Here is a 16,218-nt window from a genome sequence, read left to right as displayed (position 1 = left end):
CCCTTATCGCCGGGAGGCACCCGCATGTCTGACATTGTTGAACCATCACTCGTGGTACCGCCATATCGCCAAATCGTTATTCCGCTGTCGGATGGCGTGCAGCTCGCCGCCCGGCTATGGCTGCCGGAAGGCGCGGCGCGGGTCCCCCTGGTGCTGGAATGGATCCCGTACCGCCAGTCCGATAATACGGCGGTGGGGGATGCGATGATCCATGGTTTTTTCGCCGCCCACGGCATGGCCGCCATGCGTATCGACCTGCGCGGCAGCGGCAACTCCACCGGGCTGCTGCAAGACGAGTATCTGGCCCGGGAGCAGGACGACGCGGTGGAAGTCATCGCCTGGATTGCCGCCCAGGAATGGAGCAACGGCAGCGTCGGCATGATCGGCATCTCCTGGGGCGGTTTTGCCGCGCTGCAAATCGCCGCCCGCCGCCCGCCGGCGTTGAAGGCCATTATTACCTGCTGCTCCACCGACGATCGTTATGCCGACGACGTGCATTTTATGGGCGGGGCGCTGCTGACCGACGGGCTGCAATGGGGCAGCGGCTTGTTTACCCAACTGGGACGGCCGCTGGACCCGGCCCATGTGGGCGAAAGCTGGCGCAGCCTGTGGCTGGAACGCCTTAACGGCATGGAGCCGCCGCTTGGCCGGTGGCTGGCGCATATGGAGCGCGACGATTTCTGGCGGCATGGTTCGGTGTGCGAAAACTACGATGATATCCAATGCGCGGTCTATGCGGTGGGCGGCTGGACCGACGGTTATTCAGACGCCATTCTGCGCCTGATGGCTAATCTGAAGGTGCCGCGCAAAGGGCTAATCGGTCCCTGGACCCATATCTATCCCAACTGGGGCACGCCGGGGCCGGCTATCGACTTCCTCGGCGTTTGCCTGCGCTTCTGGCGGCAATGGCTGCTGGGGGAGGAGACCGGCATCATGGACGAGCCGATGCTGGATCTCTGGCAGGGGGAAAACCTGCGTTCCGAACCGTCGTCGCTGACCCTGGACGGTCATTGGATCAGCGCGCCGGGCTGGCCGGTGGGATCGCAAACCCGGGATTTCTACCTGTCCGGCGGCGGGCTAGCCGACAGCGCGCCCGCGCCCGCCTCACCGCGGGTGATAGCCACGCCCATGCACTGCGGCCTGATGGGCGGCGAATGGTGCCCGCTGGACGGCGGCGGCAATGCCCCTGAATTCCAGGCCGATCAGCGTCAGGACGACGGCCTGTCGGTCTGTTTTGATACGCCGGTCCTCGGCGAGCCGCTTACCCTGTGCGGCAAAGCCGGGCTGGAGGTGGATATCGCCTTTGACAGCCCCTCCGCCATGCTGATATTGCGCCTTAACGAGGTGGCGGCCGACGGCCGCTCAGCCCGCATTACCTTTGGCATTCACCGGCTGGTGCGCCCCGATGTGCCGGCGGGGCAGGCTTTCCGGGTGGTCTTGCCGTTGAAAGGCGTGGCCTACCGTTTCTCCGCCGGTTGCCGGATACGTCTGGCGCTCTCCACCACCTATTGGCCGATGGCCTGGGCGGAACCGGGGCAGGGGCCGGTTACGCTGTGGCCGCACGGCGCGGTGTTGCGCCTGCCGTCCCGGCCTGCCGGCGTAGTGGATCGCGCGCGGCCGTTTGGCCCCGCCCGCTCGGCACCCGCGCTTGCGCATGAAGTGCTGGCCCCGGAAATCACGTCGCGCCAGGCGCTGTGGGACGCGGCCAGCGGCACGCACCGCCTGACCATGGATGCCCAGCGACAGCAAACCCGTATCGGCGAGCTGAGTTTTGACGGCGAGGGCCATGAGTCTTACGTCATTGGCGCCACCCCTGAAAGCGCCCGCTGGGAGGCGGTGCGGATGCAGCGTTACACCCGGCCCGGCTGGCATATCGCGCTACGCAGCGAAACCTCCCTGGCCTGGAAGGACGGCGGCCTGATCCTGACCTCGGCTTATGAGGCGCAGGAAAACGGGCAGGTGGTGTTCGAGCGGCGGTGGGAACAACACTTCGCCGCCAGAATTAGCGGCAAACGCGGCTGATTACGTTACTATGGTGAACATGACGGGCTTATTGGTGCGTAACCGGATTCAGTAATATGCAGTCAAACGACCCCATCGTGTTCACTTTCCTGCTGGGTCATGATTTTTCCATGATGAGCCTGGCATCGGCTATCGAGCCGCTGCGCTCCTATAACCGGCTCTACGAGGCGAAAACCTTCGCCTGGCACCTGGCCAGCCTGGCCGGGGAGCCGGTCGAGGCGGCCAACGGCATTCCCTTTCCTACCGTGCCGGTTAACGATGTGCTGCCGGTGTCCCACTATCTGTTTATCTGCGGCGGCGAACGCGTGGTGGCGCCCAGGTTCGAGCGCGGCTACCTTAAGGCGGTGCGGCAGGCGGCCCGGGCCGGACTGTTTATCGGCTCGCTGTCCACCGGCACCTTTCTGTTGGCCAAATGCGGCCTGCTGAAGGGATATCGCTGTACTATTCATTGGGAAAGCCGCACGGCGTTCGGGGAAAGTTATCCGGAGATTAACTGTACCCGTAAAATCTTCGAGATCGATCGCAACCGGCTGACCTGCTCCGGCGGAACGGCGGCGATGGATATGATGCTGACCCTGATTGCCGAGCGTTATGGCGACGATCGCGCCACCGCCGTCGCCAATCAGTTCCATCATGAACGCATCCGCAGCGCCGCCGACGATCAGCGGGGCGGCCGCCCCACCCAGGGACCGATCCCGGCGACGCTCGCATCGGCCATCGCCATTATGCAGACCCATATCGAAGACCCCCTGCCGCTGCCGGATATCTCGGCACGGGTGGGTATCGGCAGCCGCCAGCTGGAACGGCTCTTCGCCCGCTATTTCGCCAGGACGCCGCAGCGTTATTATCTGGAACTGCGCCTGGAGCAGGCGCGGGAAATGCTGATCTATTCCGACCTGTCGATTATCGATATCGCGGTATCCGTCGGCTTCAGTTCCACATCGCACTTCGCCGGCGGCTTCAGGCGCGCGTTCGGCGTCCTGCCGTCGGATATGCGGCGCGCCAGGCATGCCCGAAACCGCTGATGCCGCTCAATACCGCGGCGGACCTGCCGCTGTGGCGCCAGCCCGCATCCCGCGGCAACGCTTGGCCGGCGCTCGGCCGGTCATATCGAAAGTCAAATCCGGACGGATTTAATAAAGATCGGCCCTGCGGTCCGCCAGATAAGGATGGTCGCGCCGCCAGGCTTTTAACGTTTCCAGGCTGATTTGCGCCGTGATAAACGCCGCTGCGCCGGAGGACGCCGTCGCGATAATGGCGCCGTCCGGGCCGGCTACGCGGCTTTGCCCGACGCAGGGGAACGCGCCGCTGTCGTCGCCGCGATTGGCAAACGCGACAAAACAGCCGTTTTCATAGGCGCGGGCGGGCACCGTATGGCGCGGCACCACGTCATAACCGACGCTGGTGGCGCTGACGCACAGCAGGCAATCCATGCCGTTTGCCGCCAGAAAACGCGCCGCTTCGGGAAAATCCAGGTCGTAGCAGATAAGCAAACCAAAGTTCACCCCCTCAAGCACCACGTTGACCAGGCGTCCGCCGGGACGGAACAGCGTGGTTTCATAACCGGACCACAGATGGACCTTACGGTAATTCGCCAGCACCCGGCCATGGCGATCGATCAGGCGCAGCGCATTGTACAGCCCGTCGGCGCCCTGCTCGGCATAACCGAAGGCCAATGCCTGCCGTTTTTCCCGGGCCAGCTCCGCCAGCGCCCGCAGTATGGCGTCGCCCTGCGCCAACGCCATACTGCGGATGCGTCCGGGTTCGTCATAACCGCACAGGGCCAGCTCCGGCAGCATCACCAGATCGGCCTGCGGCAGGGCCTCCATCGCCGCGCGTACCCAGGCCACGATCTCCTCCCGCCCGCCGGGCGCGCCGGCGACCTGGGCGATACCGATGTTCATGGCGTCTCTCCGTCAGGAAGGGCGGCGGGGAAAAAGGGGAAATACTCATCCCAGCGGCGCGAAAAGAAGGGGCGGTCATGATCAAACGCGTCCAGGCTGGATTCGAGCCGCCATCCGTCGTTATCCGCGCTCAGGCGGTGGGCCACCTCCAGCCTGGCATGCCAGTCGCCGCGCTGGAAACCGGCGCTGCGCACCGCCTGCGAGGTGGCGGATAACGGGTCGAGGGCATTCACTTTATAGGTTTCCCGGCCCAGGGCATCCAGGCGCAGGCCGGTTTCTTCCAGCAGCAGCGCCCCCAGGTTGCGCACCACTTCCAGGGTAGTGTCGCCGTCATCCATATCCCGGATCAGGCGCAGGCGCCCCCGCTGCGGCGGCACCAGAACCCGTGCGGGCACGGCCGGCGGCGACCAGGGCGCGCCCAAATCCGGCGCGGCGCAGGGGGCCGTGTCCCCGCCGCGCAGCGGCAGGTCAATAGCGCCGCCGTGCAGCGTCAGGACCGCGCGCGCCGGGAGAGGCGCGGCCAGCGGCCAGTAGGCGGTGGAAACGGCCACGCGCAGGCGAAAGCCGGCGGGCAGCTCAAACGCGACGGCCTTAAGCGGCAGCCGGACGGTATAACGCTCGCCGGGCACCAGCGGCTCGCAGCGATCGTGGCCGTTACGCTGGGTCAGGTTAAGCAGACCGTAGGTGATACGGATAGAGACGCCGTCCGGGCCCACCGCGTTCAGGCGTACCGCTATCATGGCCTGCCGGCGATCGGCGGCCAACTGAATATTGATGACCGGCCGGCCCACGATTTGCAGCGCCGCCGCCGTTGCCGGGCCGTCAAAACAGGCGGAGCCGGCATCATCCCCGCGCTGGTCGCCGGGCATATCCGGGCCCCACCCATAGGGGCACCATTCGCCCGAGGCGATACCGGTGGTGGCCGGCGAGCAGACGCTGACGGCAAACGGCTCCGGCGCGTCCTCGCGCAACCCCCCGGGAGAGAGGTGCAAGCGCCGCGGGACTGTAGCGCCGGCGGGCCATTGACGCTCGGCGGCCCACCGGCCGCGCCGCACGGTATAACGGGCGCGGGGAGGTTCCGCCTCCTGCAGCCAGTAGGTCAGCATCGGTTCGTCCATGATGCCGGTCGGTTTATTGCCGAGCCAGTGATCGAACCAGCGGGTGACATAACCGATAAAATCAATTTGCGGCCCCGGCGTGGCGATATGGGGGAAGGCGTGTCCCCAGGGGCCGATCAGCCCTTTACGCGGTCCGGACAGGTTTTCCAGCAGGCGCAGTACGGTATTGGTATAGCCGTCCGCCCAGCCGCCGATCGCCAGTACCGGTATCTGGATAGCGGAATAGTCCTCGCACACCGATCCGCTGCGCCAATAGTCATCACGCACCGCATGTCGCATCCAGCGCGCGGCGGGCGGCGGGTCCATGGCCTGGAGCCGTTCCAGCCACATCTCCCGCCAGCGTTCACCGACGATGGCGGGATCGGGCGGTGTCGGCGTCCAGGTAAACAGCGTGGCGCCGTATTGCAGGTTATCGTTAAGCAGCACGCCGCCCATATAATGCATATCGTCGGCATAGCGGTCATCGGTCGAGCAGGCGGTGACAATTGCCTTCAGCGCAGGCGGGCGCAGGGCGGCGATTTGCAGCGCGTTAAAGCCGCTCCAGGAAATGCCTATCATGCCCACCGCGCCCGCGCACCAAGGCTGCGCGGCAATCCAGGCAATCACTTCACAGGCATCCGCCCATTCCTGCGCCGTATATTCGTCGTTCATCAGGCCGTCGGAATCGCCCGCGCCGCGCATATCGACCCTGATCGCGGCATAACCGGCGCCGGCCAGCGCCGGATGCAGGATGGCATCGTCGCCGCGATGGCGATCCCGCCGCCGGTAGGGCAGGTATTCCAGTATCGCCGGCACCGGTTCCGGGCTGTCAGGCAGCCAGAGGCGCGCCGCCAGCCGGCAGCCGTCCGCCAGGGTAATCCATACCGTTTCCTCTATCCGCATGGGCATTTTTCCGCGCTGGTCGTCATGGTTCTATCTTTACACAGCGGCAGGCGCGGGCCATGATGAATACGACAAGATTTGCCATAAATACGACACATTTTCCAGCCGGGGCCGGGCCGGGGGGGAGGTCGTCCCTGCCGCGTGCGCGGCCTGGTAAGCATACCCTATTGTCCCGCGGGAAATTGACGTACTATATTCGGCGGGACGCATCGCGCCTTAGGGACGGCATGCCCTGCCAAGCGAGTGCGCGCCGGATTTGCGGCCATCTCAAACAGCGCCGGCGTTAATGACACCGCGCCGGCATCTCTTCAAGCCCGACCCTTGCTGTAGGAATCCGATGAACCTGGACTGGTATGACTGGCACCAAAGCGAACTGACGCCACAGAGACTGTATGACATCCTGGCCTTGCGTAACGCGGTGTTTATTATCGAGCAAAATTGCATTTACCAGGATGTGGACGGCCGGGATCTGGTGGGCGACAACCGCCATGTGGCGGGTTATCTGGACGGTGAGCTTAGCGCGTATGCCCGTATTCTGGATGAGGGTGACCAATTGGCCATCGGCCGCGTCATCGTGGCGGCCAAGGCCCGCGGCATGAACCTGGGCCTGCAGTTGATGGCGCGTGCGCTGTCGGCATGCGCGGCGCATTGGCCTGAACGGACCGTTCATCTGTCCGCCCAGGCGCATTTGCAGCCGTTTTATGCCCGGTTAGGTTTCCGCGCGGTAACGGAGGTGTATGACGAAGACGGCATACCCCATATCGGCATGGATAATTACCGGCCGCCGTCAGCGTAAGCAGGGTCCCGCTAAACCAGCAGCCCGCGGCGCAGGCTTCTCGATGACAGCCTTATCATCGTCGGGCCGCGCCGCCGGCCCGGGATAAATATATCGGCATTATTCCCATTGCGATAAGCTCATTTCAGCGACGATGCCCGGCCCGAAACCCGCGATTATTGCTTTGCCCCCTGCGCTGAATACGCTGGATTCATGCATTCGCCGGTAGGCTTCGAAGACCACGGAACTGGCGATATTGCCGCAATTCACCAGCGTGTCGCGGCTAAATGAAAATTGCTCCCTTTGTACGCCCAGATATTTACACAAATCATCCAGTATTCTTGGTCCGCCCGCATGGATAATATAATAATCAAGCTTGTCGATCTCCCAGCCATGCTTCTGGGCAAACTCTGTCATCACCGGCGCCAGGGGTTTCATCGTACCCGGCACGCGTTTATCCAGCCGGAAATGGAAGCCGGTATCTTTTACGGCGTAGCGGATCCATTCATCGGTCTGCGCAATGAGATAACTGCAGTTGCGCTGTAGCTCCAGCCCGTGGCCGGAATGGGAGGTGACCGCCGCCGCGGTTATCGCATCGCCAAACAGGCCGTCGGAAAGAAGACTGCCGATATCATCGTCGGTAGGCTGGTAGCTTAGCGAACAGAATTCGCAGCTGACGATCAACACATTGCTGCCGGGATGCGCGCTGATAAAATCAAGCGCCCGGTTTATCGCAGCGCCGCCCGCGGCACAGCCCATTTGTGATATAGGGATTTGCACGGTATCAAGCGGCATGCCCATTTTATTGATAAGCCATGCGGTCAAGGACGGCATCAAAAAGCCCGAGCAGGAAACATAAATTATCGCTGAAACATCCCTGGCGGAAATATCCGCATGGCTCAGGGCTTCTTCAATCACACCCGGAACAAGCCGTTTTGATTGATATTCAAAAATCGCATTCCTGTAACCAAAGCCAGGATGAAGGGATGCAAGCTCAATGGGTTGAATGATATGTCTTTTTTTAACTCCGGTGTGGGTGATGAGTTCGATTGCCTTGTCCAGGTTGGGACTGTCCTTGAATTCCCTTTTCGCTAATTCAATCGTATCTTCCAAGGTAATAACATATTCCGGAAGGTAAATGGCTGGTTTGTGCAGTGTAGGCATTTTTTGTATGGCTCCATAATATCTTTATAATAAGTTAATGCGCTGAATGACATCTCTAATTAATAAAAATTAACCGCTTTAAGATTGGTTGTCCGCAATCAGTTTGTCAATCCTGATAATCCATTGCAGATGGAAAAAATGTTATTTTAAAAATGGCACAATTTTTATTAAATGAGTTGTGTTGACCTGTTTTTTCAGGAGAGAGCTGATTAAGGATCGGGAATAAATATCGGCTTAACTCGTCAGAAATAATTCTTTGCACATAATATTTTCTTATGGAATATGCCTTATTTTTATATATCGGCATTATGTGTTAAATAAACTCATTAGCAATGATATTGGCAATAATAACAGAGGTTAACCAGTCGAATATACCATTGCCGATATGAAAAATAGGGTAAAATATAGGCTCTGTTAAGCGAGAAATGGCGTGCATGGTGTGGAGATATTATAAAAAATATATATTGATATTTTCATGATAAGTTAATTAATTATTAATATGTCATGGTGTGAAACCCGCTACCGTTGCCTGAAAAAGGGTGAAACCACCACCGCCAACACGCCAACACGCCAACACGCCAACACGCCAACAAAGGCGGATGGCGGTGGCTTAATCGTTACCCAGGCGAAGCAGCGCGATCAGGCCCATCAGGACGATGGTAAACGTAATGGCCAGGCTGGCGTCGGCATTGCGGGTCAGCCAAAAAATAGCCTGAGTGCCGCCTTCACCCAGCGCGCCGGAAAATGATAATAATCCGAGGTAAAATGTCTTGCGCTGGGTAAATCGGGTCCGCATGGCCAGACCGTACAACTGCCCGAAGGCGAGATAGCCGCCGAAGGCCAAGACCGACAGCGCAAACAGCAGAATATAAAAATTATGCTGACACAGTACGAATAACAGCAATGCCGCCAGAATCGCCATCAAGCCGATACCGGCATTAAACGTCGTGTTATGCTGGAATAGATTGATATGTTTGAGCAGGAAGAACAGCGCCACAACGACGACGGCATCAAACGATAGCCAGATATTTACACCGTCCCGCCCCAGGAAATGTGCATCAAGCGAGGGCAAAATGATATAAACAACAGAACAGGCCGCCCATACGGAAAGCACCGCGACCCAAATAAGGAAAAACCTTTTATCAAAACTTGGCAGCTTATCGCATCCCATGATGCGATGCTCCTGTGAGCCAACCTGGCCGAGACGGAAAAAATTACCAATAAACATCATTAAAATTAATAGAATAACCGTCATCATGCCTTGGTAGAATCGGGTGGGAAAAAAAGCGAAAAATGGACTAATAAATGCCGACGCATTTATCAGCATTAAGTGAATATTGAAAATATCATGATTGACGCTATTCCCCGCCAGCATTTTGGCATCCCGATCGGCTGATTCAATCAAGCTCACCATCATCGTGGCGGCGGCCCCGCCGCCAATGCCCGCCAGCAGCGCGAAGCCATATGACCAATGCGGAACCTGGACGTAGGCCATAAACAGTAAGGATGCCGATTCAATTATTATCCCAGTGATAAAGATCAGTTCCCGCCGGATAAACCGGCTCAGGTAACTGAACAGTAGCGGCGTGCAGCGGTACATAAATAGGAGAAATGAGTAAAATAATCCCGTTTGTGCAATACTCATTTGTCCGGCGCCTGTCATTTTCAACGGTAAAACAATCGCGACGCCGAGAAAGAGCAGGCGTTCTAGAAAATGCGCGGATAGCAAATTAAACAAACGGTATCCCGCAAGCCTGATGGCCCTTTCATTTTTTCCGGCAACATTTCCTTTGTTTAATAAGTTTAACATCAGTAATTATACACTCTTCTCAGGTCGTTTTTTTGGCTATAAAAATCGACTATCTGCCTATCCTCCTCATTGAGCATTTCAATGAGGCTGCAAATATGTACTAATATCACATTCTGCTCTTCAGCGGAGATGACTGGGATCTCCTTCAGCAGGTTCAGCGTGATAAGGCCATGCTCTCCTTCTTCATTGATATCAGAATGTTTTATTATTGGCGTATAGAAATTTTCCGGAAGGCCATTTTTAATGCAAGCGTTAATGAATGCTTCATTAAAAATATGGCTTGGCGTTTCAAACAACAACAGCGCACAAATGAAGCTTAATAAATGCTGCCTGGCATAGACGCCAAGGCTGGCATTGGCCATAAAAGTAGCAGGTAACGGCTGGCGGGCTGATAAAACCGATTCATCAATGCCAACCGTATCAAGGCAGGCTATTAGCATTTTATCATGATCATATTCCTCGACAAACAGGTTTAACAGCCGGCTGCGGATAGGGTTATTGACGTTATGGCTTAAGGCGGGCGCAATAATCGCCGGGGACATGTGTACCAGATGATAGTACTCCATGGCAAAACCTATTATTTCATTATTGGTAATTTTACCAGAAAGCATTCTGCTATAAAATGGTGAATCACCAGCATTGTATTGCCACTTTCTGATGACGGGTATCAGGCGAGAGTAATAAAAATCATCCCCGCTGAGCGCTCCGGAGGGTTGTGTTTGCATACCGTCGTCTATCAGCCCCAGTTGGTCGAGGTGTTTGATAACGTCATTGCAGCTGAAACTTTCTTCTTCAGGGAATTTTTCTATCAATTGCAAGATATTGTATTTACCTTTGGCTAAGGTTTTCAGAAAGGCAAGCAGGCTGTTTTTGGCCTGCGTTTCTACGGTAATGTCGCAACCCTGCTCATGGTAGTGCAACGAAATCCCGCTATCAATAACCGTAATGGCGACCCCTTTCCTGAGCCGTGGTAAACAGAAAAAATTGTTCATAAGAGATATCCTCCCTTGCTGGGTTATATCGATCGCACAAGGCTGGTGGCATCAGAATAATGCTCCCAAATGGCACGATAATAGGCGTCGTATAATTCTACAAAAAGGTGGGTTTGCCTTTTCATCCTGATCAAATTTTCTCTAGATACTACGGGGATGGTTGATAGTAATTGTCGGCCAAAGCTGGCATGGTTATGTTCAATATTTATCAGCGAATGAGATTTTATTTTTTCGATAAATTGGGCATCCATCTTGCCGGATTTTTCCATGGCAATGACATAGCTGTCTACCGCGCAGTCTTTACCCTCCAGTACTTCCATGGTGCTAAAGAAGAACAGCGGATCGCTGGCCGACCAATAGGCGAGGGAATTGGCCAGCCCCAGCGTTTCCGGCAGCGGGACCGACGCGATGATATTGTTTTCGTCAATACCGAGTAATGCCAACGCTGAAAGGATAATCTCAGCATGGCCATGCTCGCTGCAAAAGACGGCGTTCATTGCCTGCCGGGTCTTCCTGCATCCGTGGAAATAAAGGGCATGGGCATCGAACGAGCTGCCACGGGCAAGCAAATGATAATTTTCAATCGCCATACCGATAAAGACATTTTCCGGCACGTCATCGGGTTCATTACATTTTTGCCAGAATATGTTGTTATATAATGATTTATCCATCAGACGATTTTGGAGATCTTCTATTTCGAGTATGGCCTGTTTTCCGGTGATAAACTCTGTTGGAATGTTTCTGGTGAGCAACCCAGATTCAGACAGGCATTCTATCAGCAAGGTGGCGTCTTCACAGGTCAGGTGGGTTTTGTTTTTCTTAATGATGTCAGGAATGGATGTTTTTCCATCTAATAATAACAAGAATTCATAGGCTTCGTTTGGCGTCACCGGTAATACGTTAATGGTGAACTCATCTTCATCAGTGATCGCCAATAAATGATTGTTAGACAATGAAAGCGTACAATTTAAATGGGGACAGTAGTTTAAGTCGCTCATGACAATGACTCCATGAAGAAAGGCATCTCATGGAGATGCCTTATTGGTTTGGGTTATCATAGGTGCGATGGCATCAGGACAGGACGGGTTTTTTTAGCCACAATGATAATTTTGCGTTTAGTCATATTCATGATTGCTTCTCCTTTGGGTTAAAATGCGTGCCGGCTATCAACACGCACGTGATATTTAATTTATTTTGCAATGTAAAGTGGTAAAATATCTATTTAAATTATTATTGAAGTCAATATGCGCGTAAAAATACACAGTTATTTATAAAGATAATAATAAATAAGTAATAATGATAGTATTTATTTTATTGTAATAAACTTTGCTTTTGTAATGACTTATGATGGATAACCCTTAAATGTGGCCAATGACTTTACCCTAAATCATAGGAATGAAGATTGCAATATCAAAATTAAATTAACTGCTCTGATAGAGGAAGTGTTAATTTTTACCCTTTCTTCCGCGAGTATTCTCAAATCAAGTGAAAAATAATTTATGTGATTATATAATTTGCTAATTGAATAGAGTGCTGTTGCAGGCCGGATTAATTTTCTTGCAGCGCGAGATGAATCATCTCATTATTCACTGTGTGGTACGCTTGTTACGCTGCCTGTACTTATGCACGATAAACAACCCATCAGCTGCTGCCATGGCCTTGTCGTGGGCACGCCGCGGGCGGCATTTCACCGTATGAAGGTTTTTGCGCGCCACCCGCCGGCTATCTACCCTTTTTGGAACAGTTCGAACCGGCCCAAGGCCTCGTCGATGGCAATGCGCAGATCCGGCCGCGGCTCCGTGAACCAGGTCCACTTTTGTACCATTAGCCTGCCCGCCGGACGATCCATCTTGAGATCGAGCGCGGCCACGATCTCATCCCCTACCAGCACCGGCAGCGCAAAATAACCCAGTACCCTTTTATCGGCGGGCACATAGGCCTCGAACCGATGTTCATACCCAAAAAACAGGTGTAGCCGCTTGCGCTGGATGATCAGGGGATCGAAGGGTGACAGAATGGCGGTACGGGGAGTCACTAACGGTTCAATGCTATTTTCCAGCGCCGCCGGGACGACCCAATGCTGGCTTTTCGCGTGGTTCTCGATATGGACCGGCACCAATTGCTTTTTCTTTACCGCCGCGTCAATCAGCGTACGCACCGCCGCCTTGGCCCCGGCATTGCCGAAACAAATGGAATCCAGGCTGACCATGCCCTGGGAACGCACGGCGCGCGCCAAAAGATAGTGGGCGAACTGCTGGGCGGTTGCCGGGCGGGGCCGGCGGGGCCAAGCGAAATGGCGGGCGGATAAATCATAGCTTTTTAGCATGCCGGTGCGTTTGCTCACCGTCAGGTCGCCGCTGAAAAAGCCATAACGCAGCGCGCGCCGTGACGGCTTGCGGCTGCCCCACGGATGCGTCTTCTCAACCAGCACGTCATCGTTGATATCCCGGATCGACAGCGCCCCGTCGTCACGGATGCGTTTTAGCAGCGCGGCGTAATGCTGTGCATCCATGTCGGCATACGACGCATGAGGCCTGGCGCGAAACTGATTCATGGCCGGCAGGTACATGCGGTAATCCGACGTCGGCACGTAGGCCAGGGCATGTGTCCAGTATTCAAAGACCGATTTAGCCTCCGACTGGGACTGCTCAAGGTCGGCGCGTCGATAGGTGGGAATACGGGTATGGAGAATATGATGGTGGCTGCGCTCGATGACGTTGATGGTATCGATCTGCACATACCCGAGATGTTCGGTGGCTAAACGTACGGCGTCAGGCCCTTCGCCGAAAGGGGCGGGGATATCGAGCCGCTGCGCCCGCAGCCAGATCGCGCGGGCCTGCCGTGCGGTTACCGGGATAGAAGATAGGGTCATAATGTTAGCTTTTCACCATGATGGGAAAAATGCCGGGCATGGTTCACCTGAGCGTGATTGACGGGTTAAACAGGTTATGCGGGTCAGCATCAGGCGGTTTTATTTCGCCGACTGTATGACGGTATATTACTGGCCTATTTTACGCTTGTCTGCACCCTCCGCGCTTTTCACCACGGTGGTGCGTCCGTCCCTTTTTAGTGCAGACATCCCTTTTGTCGCGCGTTTTAAAGAGGTTAATAACCCGAGGGTGCCCAGGTAAAAACCAGCATTCCCGTGTAATGGGATTCTGTTCCCATACTGTGGCATGGATCCTGCTTGCCAAGGTTACGTCCTTTGCTTAATACGAAGCCGCCGATGTCCATTAACTCAGCATCCATGCCGGTCCAGGGTCGGGAAAATATTTCCTCCCATGAACGTGTTTTAATGATTTTAAAAGTGCTGGCGCAATTTGGCCGTCCGGTCAACGCGGCGGAGTTAATGAAGGCGACCGGCCTGGCCAAGAGTACGCTTTACCGCCAGTTGGTGATGTTGAAGCGTTGGGGGTTTGTTTTTGAATCAGGCAATTTATATGCCCCCGGCCCGGTCAGCCTGCAGCTCGCCCTGGGCTTTAACACCGTGTCGCTGCTGACGCACCATGGCCGGCCGGAAATGCAATGGCTCTCGGATCTTGCACGTGAAACGGTGGCCATCACGGTTGCCGTGGATGCCCAGGCGGTCTGCGTCGATATGATCGAGGCGCCCCAGTCTCTGCGCTGCTCTTTCGAAAAAGGACGCAGCCTGCCGTTAAGGGATGGCGCCACCGCTAAATGTCTGTTGGCCCACCTGCCTGACCTGCAACAGCAATCTATCCTGCAGGCGGAATTTCCCGATCCGGCCGAGAGAAACGACAGGCTGGCGCAATTACAGGACATCCGTACCCAAGGTTATGCCTGCAGCCAGGGTGAGGTTGACGACGGCGTCTGGGGGATTAGCGCACCCTTGTTTGCCTCCGGCGCGTTTGTGCTGGGCGTGTTATCGCTGATGGCGCCTTGGCAACGGGCCGTTGATCGGCAGTCGCAATTGATAGGCCTCGCCATCGAGGCCGCGGGACGTATCAATAAGCGCCTGCGGGCAAGCTGATTTTTACTCTTTTATTCATTCAAAAGGAAAGAACCATGTCCATTATCCGTCCCGTATTAACCCGCCTGTTTGTCGCCGGCATGTTATGCCTGTCCGCAACGTCTTTTACCCAGGCCGCCGAACCGATTAAAGCGGTAACAGACGCCACTTTCCCGCCCATGGAATATATGGAAAACGGAAAGTTTGCCGGGTTTGATATCGAGCTGGTCGAGGCGATTGGCAAGGTACTTAACCGGCCCATCGCCTGGACCAATGTGGATTTTAAAGGACTGGTGCCCAGCGTGACCGCCAACCGGGCCGATATCGCCGTCTCCGCTATCTATATCACCCCGGCGCGCGCGGAAGTCGTCGACTTTACCCACGCTTACCTGAGCGGCGGCCTGGTGGCGATGGTCAAAGAGGACAACACGACGATCAAAACCCTGGATGACCTGAAAGGCAAAAAAATAAGCGTCCAGGTGGGGACCAAATCGGTGCAATGGCTGCACGACAATATTCCGTCGGCCCAATTGGTCGAGGTGGAGAAAAACCAGCAGATGTTCAGCCTGGTGGATATCGGACGTGTCGATGCCGCGGTCACCGGCAAACCGGCGGCGTTCCAATATGCGCGCACCAAAGGCGGCGTCCGGATATTGGCCGATCAGCTGACATCCGAAGAATATGGTATTGCCGTACAGAAGAACCAGCCAAAGCTTACGGCGGAGATCAACGGGGCGCTTGACCAGCTCAAGGCCAACGGTACTTATGCCGCCCTGGTGCAAAAATGGTTCCCTACCGCGGCCAAGTAAGCATGGCGCGATGAGGCATTGGCATCCTGTTTTCGGCTGTTACGCTTTGATGTAACACTTTGTATCCGAGGCACAATCGACGGAAATACTATGACCCTAGACCTGAACTTTTCACCCGTCTTTGCCGGGGCCGGACTGTTGCTTCAAGGCACGATAGTGACCGTTGAAATCACGCTTTGCGCATTGCTGTTGAGTTGTACGCTTGGATTGCTGTTAGGCATCGGCCGTCTCAATCCCGAACGGCGCGTTATCTATGCCCTTTGCAGCGCCTACGTCGCGTTGATCAGGGGCACGCCGCTTCTGGTGCAGCTGTTTATTTGGTATTACGGCCTTCCCCGGCTTGGCCTGGTGCTGCCGTCGTTTTTCTGCGGTGTTATCGGCCTGGGATTGTATTCGAGCGCCTACGTGGCGGAAGTGGTGCGCGGCGCGATCCAGTCCATCGAAAAAGGGCAGAATGAAGCGGCGCGATCGCTGGGTATGTCCGGCGGCCAGGCAATGTATAAGATTATCCTGCCGCAGGCGGTTATCCGGATGATACCGCCGCTCGGCAATGAGTTTATCGCGTTAATCAAGAACTCGGCGCTGGTGTCGCTTATCACCATACAGGATGTGATGCAGGCGGGCTCGACGATTATCAGTAACTCTTACCGGGATCTGGAAACCTATCTGGTGATAGCCGCCGTGTATTTTTTCCTGACCGGAATCTCGGTGCTGGCGTTGCGTTATTGTGAACAACGGCTCAAATCGAAGGGGGCGCTGCAATGACAGAATC

13 protein-coding genes are annotated in these 16,218 nt (G+C 55.8%); 6 read left to right on the top strand and 7 right to left on the bottom strand.

What is annotated here, in order from left to right:
* Nucleotides 1–24: 24 nt before the first annotated feature.
* The gene (locus ACL2XM_RS21365) at nt 25–2,022 is read left to right on the top strand and encodes a CocE/NonD family hydrolase (protein WP_413731567.1); all 1,998 of its coding nucleotides are present in this window, start codon (nt 25–27) and stop codon (nt 2,020–2,022) included.
* A gap of 56 nt (nt 2,023–2,078) precedes the next feature.
* A complete protein-coding gene (locus tag ACL2XM_RS21360; protein ID WP_410012797.1) occupies nt 2,079–3,047 on the top strand; it encodes a GlxA family transcriptional regulator in 969 nt (322 codons plus the stop codon).
* A gap of 108 nt (nt 3,048–3,155) precedes the next feature.
* On the opposite strand, the gene ACL2XM_RS21355 is transcribed toward ACL2XM_RS21360, so the two are convergent.
* Complete coding sequence (locus ACL2XM_RS21355; protein ID WP_413727433.1) at nt 3,156–3,926, bottom strand: nitrilase-related carbon-nitrogen hydrolase; 771 nt, start codon at nt 3,924–3,926, stop codon at nt 3,156–3,158.
* On the bottom strand, nt 3,923–5,926 hold the full coding sequence (locus ACL2XM_RS21350; RefSeq protein WP_413731565.1) for a CocE/NonD family hydrolase: 2,004 nt from the start codon (nt 5,924–5,926) through the stop codon (nt 3,923–3,925). The genes ACL2XM_RS21355 and ACL2XM_RS21350 overlap by 4 nt, the downstream gene beginning before the upstream one ends.
* 337 nt (nt 5,927–6,263) lie before the next feature.
* On the opposite strand from ACL2XM_RS21350, the gene ACL2XM_RS21345 reads away from it, so the two are divergent.
* Entirely contained in the window at nt 6,264–6,722 is a 459-nt protein-coding gene (locus tag ACL2XM_RS21345; protein ID WP_410012794.1) for a GNAT family N-acetyltransferase, read from the top strand.
* Nucleotides 6,723–6,821: 99 nt separating this feature from the next.
* On the opposite strand, the gene ACL2XM_RS21340 is transcribed toward ACL2XM_RS21345, so the two are convergent.
* From ACL2XM_RS21340 to ACL2XM_RS21320, 5 genes are all read right to left on the bottom strand, one after another.
* Nucleotides 6,822–7,865, bottom strand: coding sequence for a type III polyketide synthase (locus tag ACL2XM_RS21340; RefSeq protein WP_410012793.1), 1,044 nt, complete (start codon nt 7,863–7,865; stop codon nt 6,822–6,824).
* A gap of 610 nt (nt 7,866–8,475) precedes the next feature.
* Nucleotides 8,476–9,510: a hypothetical protein gene (locus tag ACL2XM_RS21335; RefSeq protein WP_410012792.1), complete on the bottom strand. Its 1,035-nt coding sequence runs from the start codon at nt 9,508–9,510 to the stop codon at nt 8,476–8,478.
* Between the two features lie 164 nt (nt 9,511–9,674).
* Nucleotides 9,675–10,667 (bottom strand): iron-containing redox enzyme family protein, encoded by a 993-nt coding sequence (locus tag ACL2XM_RS21330; protein ID WP_413721774.1) that lies wholly within the window; start codon nt 10,665–10,667, stop codon nt 9,675–9,677.
* A gap of 23 nt (nt 10,668–10,690) precedes the next feature.
* Nucleotides 10,691–11,665 (bottom strand): hypothetical protein, encoded by a 975-nt coding sequence (locus ACL2XM_RS21325; protein ID WP_410012790.1) that lies wholly within the window; start codon nt 11,663–11,665, stop codon nt 10,691–10,693.
* 728 nt (nt 11,666–12,393) lie between these two features.
* Nucleotides 12,394–13,539, bottom strand: a complete 1,146-nt coding sequence (locus ACL2XM_RS21320; RefSeq protein WP_413731564.1) for a winged helix-turn-helix domain-containing protein — start codon at nt 13,537–13,539, stop codon at nt 12,394–12,396.
* A 354-nt stretch (nt 13,540–13,893) separates the two neighbouring features.
* Here ACL2XM_RS21320 and ACL2XM_RS21315 point away from each other — a divergent pair, with 354 nt between their 5' ends.
* The 3 genes from ACL2XM_RS21315 (at nt 13,894) to ACL2XM_RS21305 (ending at nt 16,211) form a co-directional block, all read left to right on the top strand.
* Nucleotides 13,894–14,658: an IclR family transcriptional regulator gene (locus tag ACL2XM_RS21315; RefSeq protein WP_413731563.1), complete on the top strand. Its 765-nt coding sequence runs from the start codon at nt 13,894–13,896 to the stop codon at nt 14,656–14,658.
* Nucleotides 14,659–14,693: 35 nt separating this feature from the next.
* On the top strand, nt 14,694–15,446 hold the full coding sequence (locus ACL2XM_RS21310) for a transporter substrate-binding domain-containing protein (RefSeq protein ID WP_410012787.1): 753 nt from the start codon (nt 14,694–14,696) through the stop codon (nt 15,444–15,446).
* Nucleotides 15,447–15,536: 90 nt separating this feature from the next.
* Complete coding sequence (locus ACL2XM_RS21305; protein WP_410012786.1) at nt 15,537–16,211, top strand: amino acid ABC transporter permease; 675 nt, start codon at nt 15,537–15,539, stop codon at nt 16,209–16,211.
* The last annotated feature ends 7 nt before the right edge of the window (nt 16,212–16,218 follow it).

Source organism: Sodalis sp. RH20 (assembly GCF_047324205.1).
Classification (GTDB): domain Bacteria; phylum Pseudomonadota; class Gammaproteobacteria; order Enterobacterales; family Enterobacteriaceae; genus Acerihabitans.
The sequence above is the reverse complement of the archived record's forward strand: the minus strand, read 5'-3'. Positions and strand labels throughout refer to the sequence as shown.